18 protein-coding genes, 1 tRNA gene and 1 pseudogene are annotated in these 21,731 nt (G+C 65.3%); 9 read left to right on the top strand and 11 right to left on the bottom strand.

The annotated features are described in order from the left end of the window. Positions 1-6 precede the first annotated feature (6 nt). Entirely contained in the window at positions 7-819 is an 813-nt protein-coding gene (locus CSC73_RS10170; protein WP_484573220.1) for a M23 family metallopeptidase, read from the top strand. Positions 820-933: 114 nt separating this feature from the next. On the opposite strand, the gene folE2 is transcribed toward CSC73_RS10170, so the two are convergent. The 6 genes from folE2 to efp all read right to left on the bottom strand — a co-directional run bounded on the left by folE2 (position 934) and on the right by efp (position 6,126). Continuing rightward, positions 934-1,866 (bottom strand): GTP cyclohydrolase FolE2, encoded by a 933-nt coding sequence (gene folE2, locus CSC73_RS10165; RefSeq protein WP_163840320.1) that lies wholly within the window; start codon positions 1,864-1,866, stop codon positions 934-936. Between the two features lie 77 nt (positions 1,867-1,943). Next, entirely contained in the window at positions 1,944-2,660 is a 717-nt protein-coding gene (locus CSC73_RS10160; protein ID WP_163840319.1) for a phytoene/squalene synthase family protein, read from the bottom strand. 99 nt (positions 2,661-2,759) lie between these two features. Further along, positions 2,760-3,464, bottom strand: a complete 705-nt coding sequence (locus CSC73_RS10155) for a phosphoglycolate phosphatase (RefSeq protein ID WP_163840318.1) — start codon at positions 3,462-3,464, stop codon at positions 2,760-2,762. Then, a complete protein-coding gene (ubiG, locus tag CSC73_RS10150; RefSeq protein ID WP_163840317.1) occupies positions 3,454-4,191 on the bottom strand; it encodes a bifunctional 2-polyprenyl-6-hydroxyphenol methylase/3-demethylubiquinol 3-O-methyltransferase UbiG in 738 nt (245 codons plus the stop codon). The genes CSC73_RS10155 and ubiG overlap by 11 nt, the downstream gene beginning before the upstream one ends. A 25-nt stretch (positions 4,192-4,216) precedes the next feature. Next, positions 4,217-5,554, bottom strand: coding sequence for a TRZ/ATZ family hydrolase (locus CSC73_RS10145; RefSeq protein ID WP_163840316.1), 1,338 nt, complete (start codon positions 5,552-5,554; stop codon positions 4,217-4,219). Between the two features lie 5 nt (positions 5,555-5,559). Further along, the gene (gene efp, locus CSC73_RS10140; protein WP_163840315.1) at positions 5,560-6,126 is read right to left on the bottom strand and encodes an elongation factor P; all 567 of its coding nucleotides are present in this window, start codon (positions 6,124-6,126) and stop codon (positions 5,560-5,562) included. A 102-nt stretch (positions 6,127-6,228) separates the two neighbouring features. Here efp and epmB point away from each other — a divergent pair, with 102 nt between their 5' ends. Further along, on the top strand, positions 6,229-7,266 hold the full coding sequence (gene epmB, locus CSC73_RS10135; RefSeq protein ID WP_163840314.1) for an EF-P beta-lysylation protein EpmB: 1,038 nt from the start codon (positions 6,229-6,231) through the stop codon (positions 7,264-7,266). 108 nt (positions 7,267-7,374) lie between these two features. After that, positions 7,375-9,448, top strand: a pseudogene (locus tag CSC73_RS10130) (EAL domain-containing protein). Positions 9,449-9,527: 79 nt separating this feature from the next. On the opposite strand, the gene htpX reads toward CSC73_RS10130, so the two are convergent. Further along, positions 9,528-10,409 (bottom strand): protease HtpX, encoded by an 882-nt coding sequence (gene htpX, locus CSC73_RS10125; RefSeq protein ID WP_163840313.1) that lies wholly within the window; start codon positions 10,407-10,409, stop codon positions 9,528-9,530. Positions 10,410-10,540: 131 nt separating this feature from the next. On the opposite strand from htpX, the gene gluQRS reads away from it, so the two are divergent. The 4 genes from gluQRS to phbB (CSC73_RS10105) all read left to right on the top strand — a co-directional run bounded on the left by gluQRS (position 10,541) and on the right by phbB (CSC73_RS10105) (position 13,901). Then, on the top strand, positions 10,541-11,452 hold the full coding sequence (gene gluQRS, locus CSC73_RS10120) for a tRNA glutamyl-Q(34) synthetase GluQRS (RefSeq protein ID WP_163840312.1): 912 nt from the start codon (positions 10,541-10,543) through the stop codon (positions 11,450-11,452). A gap of 45 nt (positions 11,453-11,497) precedes the next feature. Then, complete coding sequence (gene phbB, locus CSC73_RS10115; RefSeq protein ID WP_163840311.1) at positions 11,498-12,238, top strand: beta-ketoacyl-ACP reductase; 741 nt, start codon at positions 11,498-11,500, stop codon at positions 12,236-12,238. Between the two features lie 325 nt (positions 12,239-12,563). Beyond that, positions 12,564-13,064 (top strand): polyhydroxyalkanoate synthesis repressor PhaR, encoded by a 501-nt coding sequence (gene phaR, locus CSC73_RS10110; protein ID WP_093279799.1) that lies wholly within the window; start codon positions 12,564-12,566, stop codon positions 13,062-13,064. A 96-nt stretch (positions 13,065-13,160) separates the two neighbouring features. Then, complete coding sequence (phbB, locus tag CSC73_RS10105; protein WP_163840310.1) at positions 13,161-13,901, top strand: acetoacetyl-CoA reductase; 741 nt, start codon at positions 13,161-13,163, stop codon at positions 13,899-13,901. A 70-nt stretch (positions 13,902-13,971) separates the two neighbouring features. Here phbB (CSC73_RS10105) and CSC73_RS10100 read toward each other — a convergent pair whose 3' ends face one another. Genes CSC73_RS10100 through CSC73_RS10090 form a run of 3 tightly spaced genes read right to left on the bottom strand, consistent with a single transcriptional unit; the run spans position 13,972 to position 17,335 of the window. Further along, positions 13,972-14,514: an SRPBCC family protein gene (locus tag CSC73_RS10100; protein WP_163840309.1), complete on the bottom strand. Its 543-nt coding sequence runs from the start codon at positions 14,512-14,514 to the stop codon at positions 13,972-13,974. After that, positions 14,511-15,449, bottom strand: a complete 939-nt coding sequence (locus CSC73_RS10095) for a M48 family metallopeptidase (protein WP_163840308.1) — start codon at positions 15,447-15,449, stop codon at positions 14,511-14,513. The genes CSC73_RS10100 and CSC73_RS10095 overlap by 4 nt, the downstream gene beginning before the upstream one ends. A 14-nt stretch (positions 15,450-15,463) precedes the next feature. Next, a complete protein-coding gene (locus tag CSC73_RS10090) occupies positions 15,464-17,335 on the bottom strand; it encodes a formylglycine-generating enzyme family protein (protein ID WP_163840307.1) in 1,872 nt (623 codons plus the stop codon). Between the two features lie 90 nt (positions 17,336-17,425). Here CSC73_RS10090 and rnd point away from each other — a divergent pair, with 90 nt between their 5' ends. Next, positions 17,426-18,520, top strand: a complete 1,095-nt coding sequence (gene rnd, locus CSC73_RS10085; RefSeq protein WP_163840306.1) for a ribonuclease D — start codon at positions 17,426-17,428, stop codon at positions 18,518-18,520. 39 nt (positions 18,521-18,559) lie between these two features. Then, positions 18,560-18,635 (top strand) — tRNA-Ala (locus CSC73_RS10080). 59 nt (positions 18,636-18,694) lie between these two features. On the opposite strand, the gene CSC73_RS10075 is transcribed toward CSC73_RS10080, so the two are convergent. Continuing rightward, positions 18,695-21,475, bottom strand: a complete 2,781-nt coding sequence (locus CSC73_RS10075) for a TonB-dependent receptor (RefSeq protein ID WP_163840305.1) — start codon at positions 21,473-21,475, stop codon at positions 18,695-18,697. Positions 21,476-21,731: the final 256 nt, after the last annotated feature.

The raw sequence follows: 21,731 nt of genomic DNA, 5'->3' as shown, positions 1-21,731 counted from the left end.
ATTGCTCTGCTGCTTTGGCTGGCCCTGCTTCCCTCCTCGGTTTCCGCGCAACAGGATCCGCCGCAAGACTCGAAGATCGTCTTTCCCGCCAGCGTGCAGCAAGGCGCACTGGTGCTGGGCAAGGTGCCGCCCGGCAGCGAGGTGCGCTACGCCGGGCGCAACCTGCGGGTCAGCGGCTACGGTACGGTGGTGTTCGGCGTGGGCCGCGATGAATCCGGGCCGCTGGAAGTCGAGGTCAAGCGGCCGGATGGAATCCGCGACGCCGCTCAGATCGTGGTGACGCCTCGCCAGTGGCCCGAAGAAAAGGTCGACGGCGTGCCGCCCAAAACCGTCAACCCGCCGCCTGCCATCGCCGAAAGGATCAAGCGCGAACAGGCGCTGGTGACCGCCGCCAGGGCGCGCGACGACGACCGCACCGATTTCGCAAAACCCTTCGTATGGCCGGTGCAGGGACGTATCAGCGGCCGCTTCGGCAATGCCCGTGTCTACAACGGGCAGCCAGGCGCTGGGCATTCGGGCATGGATATCGCCGTGCCCGCCGGCACCCCGGTCAAGGCGCCTGCGGCCGGCGTGGTGACATTCGCCGCGCCCGATCTCTACCTCACCGGCGGCACATTGCTGCTGGATCACGGCTTCGGCGTCAGCTCCAACTTCCTGCATCTGTCGCGTATCGATGTGAAGGTGGGCGACAGAGTCGAACAGGGACAGGTCATCGCTGCAGTCGGCGCGACCGGGCGCGCAACCGGGCCGCATTTGCATTGGGGGATGAATTGGTTCGACGTGCGCATCGACCCGCTGCTGGTGCTGGAGCGAAAATAGAGCCGTAGGAGCGACGTAAGTCGCGAATGGGCCTTTCGAAACAAAAATCCTTCGCGACTTACGTCGCTCCTACGCCACATCCACGCACCCGATGCACCCGGACGATGATGGCTGTCAGGGATTCGTGCCGCTGACGCGTGCCACCGCATCGTGCGGATGCAGGCTTTCGAAATGCGACACGGTGGCTTCGTAGTGCTCCACGCGAGCATCGCTGGAAAGCACCGAGGCCACCCGGCGGGCAGCGTCTTCGCAGAACATCAGGTTTTCCGCGTTCAGGCGCGCGAAGGCCTGCTCGTCGACGCGCTTGACCGCAGTCTGCACCGGCGTGGCCAGGGCCGCTTCCAATGCGTCGATCAACGGCACCAGCGGCAGTTCGTCGAACTGCGCGCGCAGCTCCACCCGCACCTGCGCGCGGCTGCGCTGCGCATGCGGCGTGGCGGCCATGCCGCGTTCGGATTCCAACCAGTCGCGCACCACTTCCACCGACAGCGGACGCGCGGCGGCGAAATCCCCGGAGAAGCGCTCGGCGTTGGCCTGGCGCGACAGCGCGGCCGACGCCGGGCAGGTGCTGGAGTATTCCAGCGAGAAACCAAGCGCAAGATGCAGATGGCCCTCGCTCAAGGTGGCTTCGATCTCCACCGGATAGCGTTTCCAACCGGTGAATTCGCTCTCCAGCGCACGCCTCTGCAGCAGCGCTTCGTAGCGGATCTTCAGCCGCGCCCGCGAAGCCAGGCCCGATTGCGAGGCGATGCTTTCCTGCAGCAGGTGGCGCAGACCGGCTGGAGTGATGGCTTCGCGCGCCAGGCCTTCCTGCAATTGCAGGTACAGGCGCGACATGTGGATGCCGCGCGCGTCGGGATTGGACAGGTTCACCGACAGATCGATATTGGCGGCGACCTGCAACTGCCCGCCCGCGCCATCGGATACCCGCACCGGCAAGGCGATGCCTTCCATGCCTACCCAGTCCAGCGGGCGCGCCAGAGGCACGGCATGGCCGGCGACATCGGGAAGGTCTGTGCGTGGAACCAGGGGACGTGAAGCGGACATCTTGGCAAACCGTGGGGGCGGGTCAGACGTGAATTGTACCGGCTGGGGACCGGCCGCCCCTGCAACGGTCCGTTACGTCAGCGCCGCCTTGCCATGCGCCATCCCAGCCACAGCGCGCGCACCGGCGACAGGGGCGCAGAACCTTCCCCAGCCTTGGTGAAACGCCGCAACCGCGACCGGGCCAGCGCCCCCCAAAGCCTGCGGGGAACGGCGCCGCCGTTGCGTACGGGCCATTGTTCGAGCAATTGCCGGGACCAGCCGAGCTGGGAGGAATCTGCGCGGTTGCCGGAATGGACGGGCACCGCCGCATCCCCTGCCCCCTCCAGCCGAGTCGCCAGCCACTGGGCGCCGATCGACTGAACCAGCGGTTGGCCTCCCGTGGCGAAGCCGAACAAGGCGGACTCCGCATTGGCGACAGCCGTTGCCAGGGGCCGTACCAGCTCGAATGCCGCCGCCGGGTCCTGGGGACGTTCGCGCAACCGGATCAGGACCGGAAGCGTCTCGGCCAGTTCGAACCAGGGCGCGCGGTGCGGCTCCAGCACGCGGCCCAGCGGATGCCGGGAGCGCTGCCTGCTCCAGTCGCGCAGTTCCTCGCCCCACCATGCCAGCTTGGCGTCGGCCGGCAAGGGATCGCCGGCGATGTTCATCGCATCGGTGAATTCCTGCAGCAAGGCGAACCAGGCGACGGCGAGCTGGCGTTGGGCAACGGGAACGAATACTTCGACCACGCGCCATTCCGGCCAGCGGGTGCGCCATTTGTCCAGGAAGCTGTCGAGTGCGGTCGAGTCGGTCATATCGTAATTGTAGGAGCTGCGTAAGCTGCGACCGGCGCAATGGAAACCCGTCGATTCTTCCGGGGCACTTCGACGTTCCGGTCGCGGCTTACGCCGCTCCTACAGGGACTGCGGCCAGTTGCGGGCATCCAGCAGGTCGGAGGGGAACTGCAGCACAGCATCCGCGCCCCACTTCACAGGGTCTTCGTGATCCTGCCGGTATCCCCACAACGCGGCGATCGAAGGCATGCCTGCGGCGCGAGCGGCCTGGATATCGCGCTCGTCGTCGCCCACGTAGACGCATTGGCCTGCAGCGAAGCCCATGCGCTCGGCCGCCACCAGCAACGGCAGCGGATGCGGTTTTTTTTCGGCGAGGGTGTCGCCGCCGATCAGCACCGCGCAGCGCGTTTCCCAGCCGAGTTGCGGCAGGATTTCGCGCGCCAGGTATTCGGGCTTGTTGGTGACGATGCCCCAGGCCGCGCCATCGGCTTCCAGCGCCGCCAGCATCGCTTCGATATCCCCGAACAGCACGCTGTGCCTGCCCAGTTGCTGCAGGTAGGTTTCCAGAAACAGCGGCACCATCGCCTCGCGCGCGGTCGCATCTATATGCGGAAAGGCAGCGGCCAGCATCGCCCGCGAACCCTTGGAGACGTGCGGGCGTATCTGCGCCAGCGGCATCGGCGCCAATCCGTGCGCATCGCGCAGAAGGTTGGCGGTGGCCAGCATGTCCGGCGCGCTGTCCAGCAGGGTGCCATCCAGATCGAACAATACAGCGCGGGGGAACGAAAAGCCGCTTGCCTGCCTCTCCAATTCCCTATTCTCCATTCCCGATTCCCGGCTTCACCGCACAGACCAGATAGTTCACATCAGTGCGTCCGATGATGCGCGCGGCGTTGCGCCAGGGTTCGTAGGCCAGGCCGCTGACGTCTTCCAACTGCAGCCCGGCGGCGCGCAGCCAGGCGGCCAGCTCGGAAGGCTTGATGAAATCCTGGTAGTGGTGGGTGCCTTTGGGCAGCAACCGCGCCACGTATTCCGCACCGACGATGGCCAGCGCGAAGGCGGCCGGCGTGCGGTTAAGCGTGGAAAGGAACAATTGTCCGCCGGGTTTCAGCAAGGTCGCGCAAGCGGCGACGATGGCGGCCGGATCGGGAACGTGCTCCAGCATTTCCATGCAGGTGATCGCATCGAAGCTGCCGGGCCGCTCCGCTGCCAGCGACTCGACCGACTGCAACCGGTAATCGACGCTGACCTGCGATTCCAGCCTGTGCAGCTTGGCCACCTTGATCAGCTCCGGAGCCAGATCGGTGGCGGTGACCTGCGCGCCTTCTCTGGCCAGCGCCTCGCTGAGCAGGCCGGCGCCGCAACCCACGTCCAGCACCGCGGCGCCATGCAGCGCGACGCGTTGCTTCACATAGTCCAGCCGTACCGGATTGAGTGCGTGCAACGCTTTCTGCGGACCCTGCGGATCCCACCAGCGATTGGCCAGGGCGCCGAACTTGTCCAGTTCGGCCTGATCGAAGTTTTCCTTGGCGTGGGCGTTGGAACCGGTCATGCGTAGCTTCCTGAATCCGATGGGGTCAACGCAGGATGGCGGCGATGCGCGCCTGCCATTGTTTGGCGTTGGCCAGTATTCCAGCCATGTCCATGTCGACCAGCTCGCGCCGGGCCAGCTTGGGCTTGCCCGCGATCCAGACATCGCTGACCTGGTGGCGGCCGGTGGCGTAGATGAGTTGCGACACCACATGGTGCAGCGGCTGGGTTTCCAGCGCGGAAAGGTCGACGCATACCAGGTCGGCCTGCTTGCCGGGCTCGATAGAACCCACCAGATGGTCGAAGCCCATCGCCTTGGCGCCGCCCAGCGTGGCCGCGCGCAACGCACTGAAAGCATCGAAGCCGGCGGCATCGTCGGCCACCGCCTTGGCCAGGATCGCCGCAGTGCGCGTTTCGCCGAACATGTCCAGGTCGTTGTTGCTGGCCACGCCGTCGGTGCCGATGGCCAGATTCACGCCCGCCTTCTGCAAGGCGCAGGCCGGGCAGAAACCGGAGGCCAGCTTGAGGTTGGATTCGGGGCAATGCACCACCGATACGCCGCGCTCGGCGCACAGATGGATCTCCGCTTCCGTCAACTGGGTCATGTGCACCGCGATCAGGCGGTCGTTGATCAGTCCCAGCCGGTCCAGGCGGCCAATGGGACGCTGGCCGTGCTTCTGCTGCGATTGCGCGACTTCCTGCGCGGTCTCGTGCAGGTGCAGATGCACGGGCAGATCCAGCTGGTCGGCCAGCATGCGGATGTGCTCGAAATTGGCGTCGGACACGGTATAGGGCGCATGCGGAGCGAAGGCAGTGGCGATCAGCGAGTCGTCGCGCCACTGGTCGTGCACTTCGCCGGCGCGGGCGAAGTATTCGTCGTCCGATTTGGCCCAGGCGGTGGGGAAATCGATCACCGGCAGACCCACGCGCGCGCGGAATCCGTAGCGCTTGTAGGTCGCGGCCTGCACATCCGGGAAAAAATAGTTCTCGTTGCAGCAGGTAGTGCCGCCGCGCAGCATCTCGGCGATGGCCAGGGCCACGCCGTCGGCAACGAATTCCGGGCCGATCACCGCACCCTCGATCGGCCAGATATGCTCCTGCAACCAGACTTTCAGCGGCAGGTCGTCGGCGACGCCGCGCAGCAGGGTCATCGGGTTGTGGGCGTGGGAGTTGATCAAGCCGGGGATCAGGGCCGCTTCCGGCCGCGACACGATTTCCGCCGCGTCGAAGCGCGCGTGCGCTTCGGCGGCCGGCAGTACCGCCACGATCCTGCCTTGCGAAACCGCCACGGCGTGGTTTTCCAGCACCACGCCATGTGGTTCGACCGGCACGACATGGCCGGCTTCTATGAGAAGGTCGCAGGCTTCGCGGGCGGCCTCTGTCATATGGCTTACTTAACCCGCGACTCGTATTCGCCAGTGCGCGTGTTGACCTTGATGATTTCGTCCTGGTTGACGAACAGCGGCACGCGCACGACCGCGCCGGTTTCCAGGGTGGCCGGCTTGCCGCCGCCGCCGGAGGTGTCGCCGCGGACGCCCGGATCGGTCTCCACGATCTTCAATTCGACGAAGTTGGGCGGGGTCACCTGGATCGGCACGCCGTTCCACAAGGTCACCACGCACTGCTCTTCGCCCTTCAGATACTTGGCCGCATCGCCCACGCCGGTCTTGTCGGCCTGGACCTGTTCGAAAGTCTCCGGCTGCATGAAATGCCAGTACTCGCCATCGGCATAGAGGAACTGCATGTCGGTGTCGACCACGTCGGCCGCTTCCACGTCGTCGGTCGCCTTCATGGTCATTTCCACCACGCGGCCCGACTTGATGAAGCGGTACTTGATGCGGGTGAAGGCCTGGCCCTTGCCGGGCTTGACGTATTCGGTCTCGGTGATGACGCAGGGCTCGTTGTTGACCAGGATCTTCTGTCCGGTCTTGACGTCGTTCATGCCATAGCTGGCCATGGGGAAACTCCTGAAGGTAAGGCAAGCCCGCCGCAGGTCGCGGCCGGCCGGATAGAATGGGAAGCCCGCCGGGACCGGCAGGCGCTTGTTTTCAGACCGCCAATGATACCCGCAGCCACCGTTTCCTTACACGCCAGTCCCCTGTCCCCACCTTCTTCGCAGCCCGCCCGCTGGCAACAGCTGTGGCGCGAAGCGGTGCGCGACCCGCGGGAATTGCTGTCGATGCTGGGACTGGAAGCGCTCTCCGGCCGGATTTCCGAGGCCGCCGCGGCGCAGTTCCCGCTGCGGGTGCCGCGCGGATTCGTGGCCCGCATGCGCAAAGGCGACGCCCACGACCCGCTGTTGCGCCAGGTGCTGCCGCTGGACGATGAAATGCGGACGGTGGCGGGCTTCGACTCGCTCGATGCGGTGGGCGATGCCGGCGCGCGCGCCGGCATCGGACTGCTGCGGAAGTACCGGGGCCGCGCCCTGCTGGTGGCCACCGGCAGCTGCGCGGTCAACTGCCGCTACTGTTTCCGCCGCCACTTCCCATATGCGGAGGAAACCGCGGCGCGTGCGGGCTGGCGCGAAGCCGTGGAATCGATCGGCGCCGACGCCAGCATCGAGGAAGTGATCCTGTCCGGCGGCGATCCTTTGTCCCTGGCCACTTCCAAGCTGGCCGAGCTCACCGAAGCGCTGAAAGGCATCCCGCACCTCAAGCGGCTGCGCATCCATACCCGCCTGCCGGTAGTCCTGCCCGAGCGCGTGGACGCCGGTCTGCTCCAGTGGCTGGCCCGCCTGCCCTGGCCGGTGGCGGTGGTGCTGCACGCCAACCACGCCAACGAGTTCGACGCCCGGGTGGATGCCGCGATGGCCGACCTGCGCGGTACCGGCGCGCAGCTCCTCAACCAGGCGGTACTGCTGCGCGGAGTCAACGACAGCGTCCAGGCCCTGGCCGAACTGGGCGAGCGCAGCTTCGCCGCCGGCGTGCTGCCCTACTATCTGCATCAGCTGGACCGGGTGGCGGGCGTGGCCCATTTCGAGGTTCCCGACCATGAAGCCAAGAAGCTGCATGCCGCCCTCGCCGCCCGCGTGTCCGGCTATCTGGTGCCCAGATTGGTGCGCGAGGTGGCCGGCGACACCGGAAAGCGTCCGCTCTGACCCCGGCCGACGCCGAAGGCGGGACTGAGCGCCCACTTCGGCGAACTCCAAGATGGACGCCTTTGCACTCATCGTGTATTAAACCCGCTCCCCCGGCGGATACGCTGCATGCAGATCGGCAAAGACACCACGATTCGATTGATGATCGTCGACGACAGCGGCGAAGACGCCGAAGCGGTCGTCAGCGCATTCCGCAACGGCGGCATCGCCATCCGTCCCCACCGCCCGCTCGATATAGCCGAACTGGCCGCCACGCTGGCTTCCCAGCCCATCGACCTGGTGCTGGCCGCCAAGTCCTCGCGGACGATTTCGCTCGAGGCCGTGCTGGCGCAGGCGGCCGCCAGCGGCAAGGACATCCCGGTGATCGCGCTGGCCGATTCCATCGACGAAACCGGATTCATCGGCGACCTGGCCCTGGGCGCGCGCGCCGTGGCCATACGCGGCCGCAACGAGCACCTGCTCAAGGTGCTGCAATCGGAATGGGCGGATCTGGAAGCGCGTCGCGCCCTGCGCCTGCTGGAAGCCCAGCTGCGCGAGACCGAACGCCGCTGCGACGCCCTGATCGCCTCTTCGCGCGACCCTATCGCCTACATCCACGAAGGCATGCATATCCGGGCCAACGAGGCCTATCTGGAGATGTTCGGCTTCGAGTCGTTCGAGGACGTGGAAGGCCTGTCGCTGCTGGACCTGGTCGCGCCTCAGTACGTGGCCGAGTTCAAACTGCTGCTGAAGAAGCTGAGCAAGGGCGAGGCGCCGGCGCGCTTCGAACTGGAAGCCCGCACGCTGGAGGGGCAAAGCTTCCCGGCCTCGCTGGAATTCGCCACCGCCAGCTACGAAGGCGAGTCGTGCGTGCAGGTGGTGTTCCGCCGCCGCGAATTCGAGCAGGACCCGGAACTGGCGCGCGAAGTCGAAGGCCTGCGCCAGCGCGACATGGTCACCGGCCTGTTGAACCGTCCGACCTTCCTGCACGCCCTGGAAAACGCGGTCGGCGAAGCCGCGCGCGGCGAGGGCCAGCACGCCCTGCTGCTGATCGAACCGGACCACTATCAGCGCCTGCTGCAGGATTTCGGCCTGGATTCGGCCGACGCGCTGATCGCAGCGCTGGCCGCGCGCCTCAGCGATACGCTGAGCGACGACGTCGCCGCCGCCCGCTTCGGCGAGCGCAGTTTCGCCCTGCTGCTCAAGGGCGACCACGCGCAGACCGCCGATCTCAGCGAGCGCGTGCGCGCCGCTTTCGCTTCGCACGTGATCAACGTCGGCGGTCGTTCGGCCGTCATCACCGCCAGTATCGGCGGCGTGCAGATCGGCGAGAAAATCGCCACCGTCGGCCAGGTGCTCAACCGCGCCAGCGAAAGCCTGCAGAACGCCAGCGCGCTGGGCGGCAACCGCAGCGAAATCTTCGACCCCGGCGCGGTCGATCGCGCCGAGGAAGAACGCGTGCAGAGCTGGGTCAGGCTGATGCGCGAAGCCCTGGAACACGACGGCTTCGCCCTGCACTACCAGCCGGTCGTCAGCCTGCAAGGCGAGCCGGGCGAGTTCTACGAAGCTTTCCTGCGCCTGGAAAACGAAGGCGAACTGGTGCAACCGCACGCCTTCCTTGGCATCGCCGAGGACGAAGGCATGCTGGATGCGCTGGACCGCTGGGTGGTGAAGCGCTCCATCCAGATCCTGGGCGAACGCATGCGCGCCGGACACGAGACGCGGATGCTGGTCAAGATCAGCCCGTTCTCTTTCGCCGACGATCGCCTGTTGTCGCTGATCGGGCAGCAACTCGCCGAACACGGCGTGCCCGGCGAACGGCTGTGGTTGCAGGTGCAGGAGGCCAAGGTGTTCACCCACCTGCGGCAGGCGCAGGAGTTCCTGGCCGGCGCTTCGCGCCTGGGCTGCAAGGTGGGCCTGGAGAAATTCGGTTCCGGTCTGGACTCGTTCCAATTGCTCGCCCACTTCAAACCGGCGTTCCTCAAGGTCGACCGCGGCTTCACCGAAGACCAGGCCAAAATGACCGAACACCAGCCGAAGATCCGCGAGATCGCCGAGCGCGCGCGCCGAAGGCATGGCCACCATCGCCGAATACGTGCAGGACGCGGCCACCATGAGCTTCCTGTTCGGCGCGGGCGTGGACTACGTGGAAGGGTTCTTCCTGGCTGCGCCTTCGGGCTTGATGAACTACGACTTCTCCTGATTCCCGCGCCATGGCCCCAAAGAATAAAGCCCGCTTTGCAGCGGGCTTTTTCTTTTCCTTGCCGAAGCGGCCGCCTGTATCAGTTGACGACGCTGGCCTGGTTGCGCAGAGCGGCGATTCGCTCCTGCATCGGCGGGTGGCTCAGGAAAAGCTTCTTCAGGCCCTGGCCGATGCCGCCGGCGATGCCGAAGGCCTCCACCTGCGCCGGCAACGTGCTCGGCCGGTGGCTGGCGTCCAGGCGCTCCAGGGCGGCGATCATCTTCTGGCGGCCGGCCAGCGAAGCGCCGCCGGCATCGGCGCGGAATTCGCGACGGCGCGAGAACCACATCGCGATCATGGTGGCGAACAGGCCCAGCACCAGCTCCAGCGCCATGACGATCAAGTAGTAGGCCAAACCCGGACCGCGGCTCTCGCGGTTGCCGGAAATATAACTGTCGATGATGCCGCCGACCACGCGCGCCAGCACGATCACGAAGGTGTTCAGCACGCCCTGCAGCAAGGCCATGGTGACCATGTCTCCGTTGGCCACATGGCTGACTTCGTGGCCCAGCACGGCTTCGGCCTCGTCGCGGCTCATGCTGCGGAGCAATCCCGTCGACACCGCCACCAGCGCATTGTTGCGGTTGGCGCCGGTGGCGAAGGCGTTGATTTCCGGCGCGTCGTACACCGCCACCTCCGGCATGCCGATGCCGGCGGCCTGCGCCTGGCGCTGCACCGTGGCCAGCAGCCACTGTTCGCTCTCGTTGCGCGGCTGCACGATGACCTGCGCGCCGGTGGCGCGTTTGGCCATGGTCTTGGACAGCAACAGCGAGATGAGGGAGCCGCCGAAACCGAAGATCGCCGCCATCACCAGCAATCCGCTCATCTGGTTGGGGTTGACTCCCAGCAGGGACATGACCACACCCGCCAGCAGCATGACTGCCAGGTTGGTGGCAAGGAACAACGCAATGCGGTTGAACACGACGGACTCCGGCGGATTTCGATGGTAGGCATGCGGACCGCAACGGCCCACGAACACCGATCTGCGGTTGGCGGCAGTTGAATTCAAGCGCGCAAGTGACCGACGATTCAGCTTTCCGAAACCACTTCCCCATGTCCGACTTCCCTTGCTACCGTGGACGCTTCGCGCCCTCGCCGACCGGTCCCCTGCATCTGGGATCGCTGGTGGCCGCGCTGGGCAGCTGGTTGCTGGCCCGCCATGCCCATGGAGAATGGCGGGTGCGGATGGAAGACCTGGACCCGCCGCGCGAGGTCGCTGGCGCTGCCGTGCAGCAACTCGCCACTCTCGATGCCTTCGGCCTGCACCCGGACGGCGCGGTGGAATGGCAAAGCCGGCGCTCGGCCCTTTATCAGAACGCGCTGGACCGGTTGCTCGCCGAAGGCAAAGCCTTCGCCTGCCATTGCAGCCGCAGCGATCTGGCCGCCGGCGATGGCGTCCACCACCACTGTACGGGCAAGACGCAGCGCCCCAATCCGGCCATCCGTTTGCGCGTGCCCCCAGGCGCCACGATCTCTTTCGAAGACGGCCTGCAAGGCGGCATCGCCCAGGACGTCTGGCGCGAGGTCGGCGATTTCGTTCTCAAGCGCGCCGACGGTTTATGGGCTTACCAGCTGGCGGTGGTGGTGGACGACGCGGCGCAAGGCATGACCGATATCGTGCGCGGGGCCGACCTGCTCGATTCCACGCCGCGCCAGATCCTGCTGCAGCAGGCATTGGGGCTGCCGACGCCGCGCTACCTGCACCTGCCGCTCATCGTCGATGCCCATGGCCAGAAATTGTCCAAATCGTCCGAGGCTCCTGCGATCGACGCGAACGATCCGCTGCCGGCGCTTCATGCGGCCTGGCTCGTACTGGGACAGGCTTTCCCCGCGGTCGCGGCGAGCTTCGATGCGGCTTCCTTCCTGGCGTCGGCGAAGCGGGCTTTTCTCCCCGATCGATTGCCTCGCGTGACATCTTTATCACTCGCTGCACTGCACAACGCGGCTGACGCCAACGCTGTCTAGAATCCTTGCAGACCGTCGCTTTCCGGCGGAAAAGGAAACCCCCACATGACAGCACGCGTCGCATTGGTAACCGGCGGCACCGGCGGCATCGGTACCGCCATCTGCAAGAAATTGGCCGACATGGGCCACAAGGTAGCCACCAACTACCGCAACGAGGAAAAAACCCAGGCCTGGCTGCAACAGATGCGCGACCAGGGCTACGACATCGCTGCGATCAAGGGCGACGTATCTTCTCCTGAGGAGGCCGAGGCGCTGGTGCGCGAGGTCGAGGCCAAACTCGGCCCGGTCGATATCCTGGTCAACAACGCCGGCATCACCCGCGATACCACCTTCCACCGCATGACCGCGCAGCACTGGAACGAGGTCATCAACACCAACCTCAACTCTGTATTCAACATGACCCGTCCGGTGATCGAGGGCATGCGCGAACGCAAGTGGGGCCGGGTTATCCAGATCAGCTCCATCAACGGCCAGAAAGGCCAGTACGGCCAGGCCAACTACGCCGCCGCCAAGGCCGGCATGCACGGCTTCACCATTTCGCTGGCGCAGGAAAACGCCAAGTTCGGCATCACCGTCAACACCGTATCGCCCGGCTACATCGGCACCGACATGGTGATGGCGGTACCGGAGGAAGTGCGCAACAAGATCGTCGCGCAGATCCCCACCGGCCGTCTGGGCAGCCCGGAGGAGATCGCCTACGCGGTGTCCTTCTTCATTCCCGACGAAGCCAGCTGGATCACCGGCGCCAACCTGTCGGCCAATGGTGGGCAGTACATGGGTTGGTAGCCTGCTGACCTCCCAGGACCCTTGCTGAACCGCCACGGCGTGCCCGCATGCGGTCTTTAACGTCGTCATCCCAGCGAAAGCTGGGATCCATTTTGCTCTTGCTCTCGTCTGGACGGTCTTGAAAATCAAGATGGATCCCAGCTTTCGCTGGGATGATGACCTAGGGCTCTGGGGCTTTCCGAGCCTCCTTGGCAAGGACGGGAGCGACAAAAATGCTGCGCAGCATTTTCACCCTTCCTGAACAGGCCAAACCCACCCTCCGGCAGTTGCAAGCGGTGCTGCGCTGCGTCATGCTGCACGTCAGTTGGTTTAGAGTGATTGCTCCATGGCTGCGATCCGCATCATCAAGAAGTATCCGAACCGCCGTCTCTACGACACCGAAATTTCCAGTTACATCACCATCGAGGACGTGCGCCAGCTGATCGTCGACGGCGAGGACTTCGAAGTCCGCGACGCCAAGACCGGCGACGACCTGACCCGCACCGTGCTGCTGCAGATCATCACCGAGCAGGAGCAGGACGGCGAACCGATCCTGTCCACGCAGCTGCTCAGCCACATCATCCGTTTCTACGGCGATTCCATGCAGGGCTTCATGGGCAACTACCTGGAGCGCAGCATGACCTTGTTCATGGAGCAGCAGCAGCAATTCCGCCAGCAGATGGGCGGCATGCTGGGGCAGACGCCCTGGACCATGATGAACCAGCTGACCGAACGCAACATGGAGCTGTGGCAGGAATTCCAGCGCAACCTCAGCGGCGGCCTGGGCCGGCCGACGGTCAAGCCGGAAACCCAGCAGCGCGAAGCGCCGAAATCGCGCACGCGCTGAAAGTTCCGAATCCAAGCCCCGTACCGCAATACCGGGCCCGCACATCGCTGTGCGGGCTTTTTTAATGTCGACGAAATGAAACCGGAAACGAAAAGCATGAGCAAGCGCGTAGCGGTAGTCACCGGCGGTATCGGCGGGTTGGGAACCGAAATCTGCAAGGCCCTGGCGCAGGCCGGGCGCACGGTGATCGCAGTGGACCTGGATTCCCGCGAAGAGCGCGTCGCCTCTTTCAGGCAGGAAGTGGAAGGCCACGACATCCACTTCGCCGCGGCCGATGTCGCCGATCACCAAAGCTGCGGCCTGCTGGTGCGCGACATCGAAAACCGGCACGGTTCACTGGATATCCTGGTCAACAACGCAGGCATCACCCGCGACTCGACCCTGCGCAAGATGGACCGAGCGCAATGGGATGCGGTGCTGGACGTGAACCTGGGCAGCGCCTTCAACCTGTGCGGGCATGCGGTGGACGGCATGCAGGCGCGCGGCTTCGGGCGCGTGGTCAATATCAGTTCGGTCAGCGGCCAGACCGGCAATTTCGGCCAGACCAACTATGCGGCCGCCAAAGCCGGCCTGCACGGTTTCACCATGTCGCTGGCGCGCGAAGTCGCCACCAAGGGCATCACCGTCAATAGCATTTCGCCGGGCTATATAGAAACCGCGATGACCGGCGCTATGCCCACCGAAGTGCTGACGAAGATCACCGCCGCCATTCCCGCCGGACGCATGGGCAAACCGGGCGATATCGCCCGCACCGTCGCTTTCCTGACCGACGATGCGGCCGGCTACATCACCGGCGCCAACGTGCCGGTGAATGGCGGCTTGTTCATGAGCTTCTAGTAGGTCGGGGCTACGTCCCCGACTGCACGCGCAATCACGGTTTACGGTGCGTCGGCCACGTGGGGCCGACCTACGGAGTTGGCTTCCGCTTGCGCAAGTAATCGGCCAAGCCGCCCAGCTGCAATCCCTGCACCTTGTCGATCACCGGCACGAACTTGCCCAGATCGTCGGGCGTGTAACCGCCGGCGCGATACCACAGAGTGATGCGGGTGCCGTCCTTCTCTTCCACGAAGCGCCACTCGAGCGCACCGCTGAGACCCATGCCCTGCAAGGGGCCCAGACCGCCGGTCATGCGCATCAGCTTGCCGGGATCGACGAAGGTCACCGTCATGTGCCAGGCCTGCTGCGCGCCGTTGATTTCGCAAAAGCAGCCGCCGGCTTTTTCGGAAATGGAAAGCTTCGAGGCATCGCCCCACCAGCTATGGTCTGCTGGCCACCATTTGCCCACATCGTGGACGAAGGCTTTCCAGGCCGTGGCGGAATCGACAGGCACCCACTGCGAGTTCTCCAGGGTGAACCCATTCGGCGCCTGGTCCTTCACTTCCGCATGCACAGGCGCATGCAGGCCGCCGAAAAGCAGCATGGCGAGCAGCAAACACGATGGCCTGATCATGGCGCGCCCGTCGTTCCGGAAGCGCCGCCCTGCGAGCAATACTTCTGGTAGAACTGCTTGGCCTGCGGCATCAGCGATTGCAGATGCTGGATGCGGTTGGCCGGATCGGGATGGGTGGAAGCGAATTCGGGCGGACGCTGGCCGCCGCCGAGTTCGGACATGCGCTCCCACAGCGGAACCGCTTCTTCCGGATTGAAGCAGGCCGCTGCGGCCAGCATCAGACCTACTTCATCGGCCTGGCTCTCATGCCTGCGGCCGTAGGGCAGCACTACGCCGTACTGGGTAGCGGCGCCGATGGCCGACATCATGGACTGGTCCATGCCGGACACGCCCGCCGCCACCTGCCCCATCTGCACCAGCTTCTGCTGCGCCATGCGCTGGGCGCCATGGCGTTGCAGCGCATGCGCGATTTCGTGCCCCATCACCACCGCCATGGCGTCGGCGTTCTTGGCAACGGGTATCAGCCCGGTGTAGACGGCGATCTTTCCGCCCGGCAGGCAGAACGCATTGGCTTCGTCGGACTGGATGACGTTGACGTCCCACTGGTAGCTGCTCAGGTCGGGCGTCGGCTGCTGATGCAGGGCGGCCAGGTCTGCCGCCACCTGCGGCACGCGCGCCACCAGACGCTGCGCGATCTGGCGGATCCGCTGGCTGGTCTGGTTGTCGGCCGGCAACAACGCCCGCTGCGCTTGCGCCTCTCCGAGCACCTGCTGATAGGCCTGGGCGCCAAGCTGGGATTCTTCCTGCGGCGTGGCCCCGTAGTGCGCATCCTCGCCGGTGTAGGGATCGATCTCCTTGCTGCTGAACCAGCTGAAGGCCGCATAGCCCGCGAACGCGATCAGGATCCACCAGCGCACGTTGCCGAACAGCCCGCGTCGCCGGGGCGCGCCCTGCTGCTGTTCGTAGCGGCCTTGGCCGAATGGGTCGTTCCTCATTTCCCCTCTCCTGTTCAGATGCCACGCACCACGCGGAAACCCACCCGCGCATTAGTCATATCCGAATCCGACGCCGAACGCCATGCCGCACGCGCCTGGGTCGGCGAGCTGGCCCAGGAGCCGCCGCGCACCACGCGCGAGCGGCAACCGGGATTGAACCACGATGCGCCGTCCGCCGGAGCGCGGCGGTAACTGGCGTGCCAGCAGTCGCTGACCCATTCGCTGACATTGCTGCCCAGGTCGTACAACCCGAAAGCATTCGGAAGATAGCTGCCTCCCGGCGCCGGCCCCCAGTAACCGTCGCCGTAGGACACGAAGGCGTTGTTCCAGCGCCGTCCGCTGGGCGAAACGTCGTTGCCGCCGGTCAGGTTGCCGAAGCGTGCAGTAGGCACGCCGCTGCTGCCCCAGGGATAGCGCCCCTGGGTACCTGCGCGCAGGGCGTATTCGAACTCCGCCTCGCTGGGCAGGCGATAGCTCTTGCCCGTCTGCGCGGACAGCCATTGCGCATAAGCCTCGGCATCGCGCACGCTGACATGGAGGACCGGAAGGCTGTCGGCGGCCCTTGCGCCGGCGTAGTCCGACTGCCAGTCCACGCCGCTGCGGCGGGCGAAATTGCCGCTGCGCTCGTCGTACACGACCGAATGCCCCCGCCGCGTGGCGCGCGGCCGGTAGCGCGTGGCCTGCACGAAACGCCGGAACTCGCCCACGGTAATGGCCTGGCGCGACATGGCGAAACCGCGATCGAAGCGCACGTAATGCGCGGGCTTCTCCGATTCCACCGAACCCAGTTCCGACTCCGTCGCGCCCATGCGGAACCCGCCATGCGGTACCACCATCATTTCCGGCGCGCGTCCGCCCGCGGCCATGGCGTCGGTGAACGCCTGTCCGGGCTTGAACAAACCGTAGTGCGTGGCCAGATCGATACGCGTGCGGAAATCGGCGGCCACTGGATCGCCCGGCTCGGCGATGCGCAGCACCTCGGCCAGCAATACCCGCGCGGTGCGCTGGCCGCGAAGCGTGGTCAGGTCGCCGATACCGCGTTCGCGCAAGCCGGCGATGCGCGCATTGCGGATTGCGCCGACACGCCGCCGCGCATCCTCCACGGTGGAAGCCGAATCGCGCACCTGCGCCGCCCGCGCCAACCAGCGCGAAGCCGCTTCGAAATCGCTGCCCGCGGCCGCTTCCTCGGCCTGCCGGATCATCGCGCTTTCGCTCGCCGCAAGGCCTTGCAACGCGCGTGCCTGCCCGGGTTGCAACATCAGCACTTCACGGAAAGGCGCCAGCGCCGCCTCGCCCGCCCTGCCGATCTGGCCGGTGCGCAGCAGACGCTCTCCTTCGGCATTCAACCGCCAAAGCTGGTCGGCCTTGTCCACTTGCGCCAGGTAAGCGGCGACCGCAGGGTCGTCCGGAGCCAGGGTCCGCGCCACCGCCCCTATTTCGCCCGCCAGGCTCAGGGCATCGGCATCGTCGCCGGCATCGCGCAGAGCGGCCGTGCCCTGCTTCAACAGGGCCCGCTGCGATTTTTTCAGCCCGTCGGCGATCTGACGATCTTCCGGGGCCAGCGCTCTCAACGCCAGGTACAACGGAATCGCATCGCCGGCATCGGCGTACAGTTTGTTTTGCGCCAACGCCCTGGCCGCATCGCGCTTGGCCGCCGGGATATCCTGTGCGGTCAATTCGCGTCGCGGCGGCTGCCAGTTCCACGCTGCTGCACCCGTCTCATCGCCGCTCACGGTGATGCTGGGCAGGCGCGGATCGACGGCCTCGGCGGCGGGAGCCGGCGGCGGCACGGCGTCGGGCGCGCGCGTGCAGGTGGCCAGACACGCAGCCAGGCACGCCGCCAAAGCCGCCCTCGCCAACCGCATCGGATACCGGGTTGCGTGCATCTTCCTCCACAATGTCGGCCCCGAACGGTACGCCGGACGTTAGGCTATTGTCGCCCGAGCCGGCAACCGATGCATTCACGTGGAGATTTCGTGCCCCTTTGGATAGATGAACCCGCCGCCTTGCGCGCACAGCTGCAATCCCCGCCCGAGTGGGTGGGGCTGGACACCGAATTCGTCCGCGAACGCACTTATTGGCCGCAGCTGGCCCTGGTGCAGATGGCCATCGGTGATCAAATACTACTGATCGACCCGTTGGCGCCCGGCATCGCCGAAGCATTGCGCCCGCTGCTGGCCGACCCGGGCGTGCTGAAAGTGATGCACAGCGCCAGCGAAGACCTGGTGGCGCTATCGCACGATTGCGGCGTGCTGCCGACGCCGTTGTTCGATACCCAGATCGCCGCCGCGCTATGCGGCCTGGGCGGCGGCATGGGCTACCAGAAACTGGTGCAGGAAATCACCGGCGTGACCTTGGCCAAGGGCGAAACCCGGTCCGACTGGCTACGCCGCCCGCTCAGCGAGTCGCAGCTGGAATACGCGGCCGACGACGTGGTGCACCTGGGAGCGATCTACCGCGAACTGGATTCGCGCCTGCGTGCGCTGGGCCGGCGCGAATGGCTGGACCAGGACAGCTCCCGCATGCTGACCAACGCCACCGAGGAAGGCGAACGCTGGCCGCATCTGTCCATGCGCAGCGCGCAATTCCTGGAAGCGGACGCCCAGCTACGCCTGCTGCGCCTGCTGCGCTGGCGCGATGCGCAGGCAAGGACCAGCGACAAGCCGCGCAGCTGGATCCTGGACAACGAACTGGCCACCCACCTTGCGCGCACGCCCCCGGCCGATCGCGCCCAACTGCAGGCGCAACTCGAATCCCACCCCAAGGCTCCGCGCAAACTGGGCGATGCGCTCTGGCAGGCGCTCAGCACTCCGCTTGCCGATGAGCTGCAGGCCCCGCGGGCGCGCAATGCCAGCAGCGACGACAAGAACGCCCTGAAACGCTTGCAGGACGCGGTCTCGGCACGCAGCGCGGAGCTCGGCCTTCCCGACGGCATCCTGGCGTCGCGTCGCTATCTGGAAGCATTGCAGGAAACCGGAAACTGGCCCACGGCGCTTTCCGGCTGGCGCCGTGCGGAGCTGGAACCACTGCTTTCGCCCCTGCTCGGTCCGCCGCGTGAAGCCGCGGGCTAGCCTGAACCGCCGATGGGGCGTTAAACTTCCGCAGTACCTGGGGCGGTAGCTCAGCTGGGAGAGCGCCACGTTCGCATCGTGGAGGTCAGGGGTTCGATCCCCCTCCGCTCCACCAGGACAACAAAAAAGGGCTGCGGTTTTCCGCAGCCCTTTTTCTTTGCCATCAGTTCCGGATCAGAACTTGTAGGTCAGGCCCAACAGGAAGCTCCGGCCCCATTCGACGTATTCCAGGGGACGGTCTTTGCTGCCGGCGTAAGTCCTGTAGGCCTCGTTGGTCAGGTTGCTGGCCTGGAGCAGCAGAGACAATCCGCTGAAGGCGCTTTCGTCGCTGAAGGTATAGCTGATCTGCGCATCGGTGATGTTTTCGCCGACGACGTAGCGCAAGGTGCGGTTTCCGTTGAAGTTGCCGATCTCGCCGATGAAGTCCGAACGACGGCGCTGGTTGACGCGCGCTTCGAAACCGTTCTTTTCGTAGTACACCGTCAGGTTGTAGATGCGCTTGGACAGGCCCGGCAGGTCGATGTCGCCGCTGCCCACGCTGGAGGCGCTTTCCGGGTCGCGGATCTTGATGTCGCTGTCGTTGAACGTCGCGCTGGCGACCACGCCGAAACCGCTCAAGGCCTCGCTGAACATATCGAACGGCAAGGAGCCGGTGAGCTCCAGACCCTGCAGGGTGCCGCCCTCTCCGTTTACCGGTCTGGAATAGCTGCCGATCGGGTTGACACCTACGCCCGGAAAGTTCGGGTGCGGGGGAATGTCGCCCGTGTAAGCGGACAAGTCGTAGAACGGATCGGTTTGCGTGTAGATGTACGACTGCAGATCCTTGTAGAAGTAGGCGGCCGCGACATAAGCCCTGGTGCCGAAGTACTTTTCGTACGAAATATCGAATGCGTAGGCTCGCCAGGGATCCAGCTCCGGGTTGCCGCCGCTGGCGAAGCTGTTGCGCAGGCCGGTGCCGTTATTCTGGTCGGGGCCATCGGAAGCGCTCACTTCTAGCGAGGCACGCAACTGATCCACGCGTGGACGCGCCACCTGCTTGGCGAGCGCTACGCGCAAGGTCTGATCGTTGGCGAAACCGAAAACCAGGTTCATGCTCGGAAGAACGTCGGTGATGGTCTTGCCCAGATGGATCGGCTGGGGATCGCTTCCGTTCGAGAGCCGGATTGCATCTGAGGATTGATCGACACGCTGGATCTGCACGCCGACGTTGCCGCGCACGTTGACATCGCCCCATTCGGTGTCGATGTTGCCGCGCAGGTAGGCGGTGGTGGTCTCCTCGTTCACGTCCCAGGCTTTGGCGACCAGATACGGGAACGCCGTGGCGCTGGGCTCGAAGGTCATGTAGCGCGCGACCGCGCCCGGGACGTTCCAAGCGGGAATGTAGCCAACGCCGGCGAAACCGAGATCGACTGGATCGAATTGCAAGTCCGACGCGATGGTCGTGTCGCCTTGCGCGCCGAGATTGATGTTGCCTTCGGGCTGACGCTTGTTCTTCTCGCGTTCGGCATAATTAAGCCCGAAATCGATATCCGAAAAGAACTTGGTCCAGCCCGGTGCAGGCAGCGAAACGGCCAGCTTGGCGGTCTTCAGTTCATCGACCACCTTCGGCACCTTGCCGTAACCCGAACCATAGATCGTGCCGGTCAGGAACAGCGAGTCCGGGTTTGAGTAGTCCCGGCCCGGATTGATCTGCGAGAAGCCATTGTTCCTGATCTGCAGTTGCAACGTGTCCAGCTGCGGCGCCGGCAGCATCTGGGTGTTGTTCTCCAGGTTGAGTTCGTCGCGCTTGGCGCGCGACCAGCCGATGTCGGCGACGATGCGGGCCTGACCGACGGTGAAGTCGTTGTTCCAGCCGAAAGCGTTGATCTCGTCTTCGCGACGGTTGTACATGCCGCGCACCAGCGGATAGACATTACCCATGGTGCCGCCGGTAAAGGTGTTGTTGCCGTTGATGGCCGGATTGGTGACGTCCAACCGGCCAAAGCCGCCGTTGTAGTCGCCGATATGCACTTCGAACTGGTTGGCGGTATCCACCTGCTCGGCCGAAGAGTGGAACATGTCCAGCGTGCTGGTCCAGGCATTGGAAGGACGGTACTGCAGCGTGGCCATCATGCCGGTGCGGGTCTGGTTGCCGGTGCGGCGCAGCGCCTTGATGCCGTCGGAATAGAAGGTTCCGGCGGGCACGCCTGGACGCCAGTTGTCGCCAATGGCCTGCCAAGGCTCGTACAGGCCGACCTGGTTTTCCTGGATGGGCGTGTCGGAATAGGAGAAGCCCAGCGCAATGCCGAAGGTGTTGTCGGCGAACTGATCGATGTAGCTGAGGTTGTAGCGGGAGCCGGTGGCATCCTGGTTCGCCGCCGAACCCAGCGAGTTGCGCTGGCCGCGAATGCCGACGATGGCCGCCGAGCCGTCGTAGCTCAACGGACGCACCGTTTGCATGTCGATGGTGCCCGACAGGCCCTGGCCGATGAGGCCGGCGTCAGGAGTCTTGTACACGGTCACGCCGCTGACCAGTTCCGACGGGTACTGGTCGAATTCCACGCTGCGGTTGTCGCCGGTGCTGACCATCTCGCGACCGTTGAGCGTGGTGGTCGAGAAGTCTGGCGACAAACCGCGCACGCTGATCACCTGCGCGCGGCCGGCGACGCGTTGCGCGGCCAGGCCAGGCAAGCGACCGATGGATTCGGCGATGCTGACGTCCGGCAGCTTGCCGATGTCTTCGGCCGTGATCGCCTCGACGATGGAAGTGGAATCGCGCTTGACCGAGATGGCGCCCTCGATGCCGGCACGGATGCCCGTCACCGTGACCCGGTCCAGCTCTGTCGCTTCGGTGCTGGCCGGTTGCGGAGTTTGTTCCGCGGTCTCTTCAGTCGATTGTGCATAAGCACCCGTGGCGCTCAGTGTCATCGCGGACACCAAGGACACGCTCAGCAGATTGCGCTTGAGCTTCACCATCTCCCCTCCACTCCCATGGTTGGTTTTCTAGTTTTGAAAGGCCGGCGATCCGCCATTTCGGCAATCGCCCGAACCAGTGCGTCCGGTTACGCAGACCGCTCCCGATACGTGCGGCAATGGTAGTCGTGGCGTTCCCCGCACAACTTATGTTGCATACGTATTCATGGCGTTTGAGCGGAGTCGGACACGGAAAACGTCATCGATCGCCGCTTCAGGAAACCGGTTTCATCGCCATGCGGGGGTCGCATCGATCACG

The sequence above is a fragment of the Pseudoxanthomonas sacheonensis genome (assembly GCF_010093305.1).
Taxonomy (GTDB): domain Bacteria; phylum Pseudomonadota; class Gammaproteobacteria; order Xanthomonadales; family Xanthomonadaceae; genus Pseudoxanthomonas_A; species Pseudoxanthomonas_A sacheonensis.
The sequence above is the reverse complement of the archived record's forward strand: the minus strand, read 5'-3'. Positions and strand labels throughout refer to the sequence as shown.

Bases quoted from the DNA above. Each gene is read 5' to 3' on its own strand.
- phbB (WP_163840311.1), top strand. From the start codon at position 11,498: ATGACAGCACGCGTCGCATTGGTAACCGGCGGCACCGGCGGCATCGGT.
- CSC73_RS10100 (WP_163840309.1), bottom strand. From the start codon at position 14,514: ATGATCAGGCCATCGTGTTTGCTGCTCGCCATGCTGCTTTTCGGCGGC.
- CSC73_RS10090 (WP_163840307.1), bottom strand. From the start codon at position 17,335: ATGCACGCAACCCGGTATCCGATGCGGTTGGCGAGGGCGGCTTTGGCG.
- phbB (WP_163840310.1), top strand. From the start codon at position 13,161: ATGAGCAAGCGCGTAGCGGTAGTCACCGGCGGTATCGGCGGGTTGGGA.
- folE2 (WP_163840320.1), bottom strand. From the start codon at position 1,866: ATGTCCGCTTCACGTCCCCTGGTTCCACGCACAGACCTTCCCGATGTC.
- ubiG (WP_163840317.1), bottom strand. From the start codon at position 4,191: ATGACCGGTTCCAACGCCCACGCCAAGGAAAACTTCGATCAGGCCGAA.
- gluQRS (WP_163840312.1), top strand. From the start codon at position 10,541: ATGTCCGACTTCCCTTGCTACCGTGGACGCTTCGCGCCCTCGCCGACC.
- epmB (WP_163840314.1), top strand. From the start codon at position 6,229: ATGATACCCGCAGCCACCGTTTCCTTACACGCCAGTCCCCTGTCCCCA.
- efp (WP_163840315.1), bottom strand. From the start codon at position 6,126: ATGGCCAGCTATGGCATGAACGACGTCAAGACCGGACAGAAGATCCTG.
- CSC73_RS10145 (WP_163840316.1), bottom strand. From the start codon at position 5,554: ATGACAGAGGCCGCCCGCGAAGCCTGCGACCTTCTCATAGAAGCCGGC.
- phaR (WP_093279799.1), top strand. From the start codon at position 12,564: ATGGCTGCGATCCGCATCATCAAGAAGTATCCGAACCGCCGTCTCTAC.
- CSC73_RS10095 (WP_163840308.1), bottom strand. From the start codon at position 15,449: ATGAGGAACGACCCATTCGGCCAAGGCCGCTACGAACAGCAGCAGGGC.
- CSC73_RS10160 (WP_163840319.1), bottom strand. From the start codon at position 2,660: ATGACCGACTCGACCGCACTCGACAGCTTCCTGGACAAATGGCGCACC.
- CSC73_RS10075 (WP_163840305.1), bottom strand. From the start codon at position 21,475: ATGGTGAAGCTCAAGCGCAATCTGCTGAGCGTGTCCTTGGTGTCCGCG.
- CSC73_RS10155 (WP_163840318.1), bottom strand. From the start codon at position 3,464: ATGGAGAATAGGGAATTGGAGAGGCAGGCAAGCGGCTTTTCGTTCCCC.